Origin of the sequence: Mesorhizobium sp. M2E.F.Ca.ET.209.01.1.1 (assembly GCF_004010375.2) — a bacterium.
Taxonomy (GTDB): domain Bacteria; phylum Pseudomonadota; class Alphaproteobacteria; order Rhizobiales; family Rhizobiaceae; genus Mesorhizobium.
The window spans coordinates 1-310 of the sequence record NZ_SADP02000910.1; the positions used below are offsets into that span (position 1 = coordinate 1).

Sequence of the window (310 nt, forward strand, 5' to 3'; positions counted from 1 at the left end):
TTCATATCCTGGGGCCCGAAACAAAATTTGGCCGAAGTCTCGCGCCCTGCTATGAGCCGAGGGCGCTTGGCTGGTCTCACATCGATTGGAAGGCGCGAACAAGCTAACGATTGGACGGCGAGAGGCACATGCATTTGAGATCGGTTCTGAGCGGCACGCTTGCGCTGCTGCTCCTATCAGGCGTAACCGCTTTGGCGAGCGGTTCGGGGCAATCAACCGAGAGCGGGTTTTCGTTCCATCTGCCGACACTTGAGTTGCCCAGCCTTTTCGGTGAGAAGAAAAAGCAGGATCAAGTCCAAGATCGGAAGAG

Annotated in this window: 1 pseudogene; it reads left to right on the forward strand. The window is 56.1% G+C overall.

Annotated elements, in window-relative coordinates:
* Positions 1–128 precede the first annotated feature (128 nt).
* A pseudogene (locus EN852_RS41985) lies at positions 129–310 on the forward strand (tol-pal system protein YbgF); the annotation flags it as partial.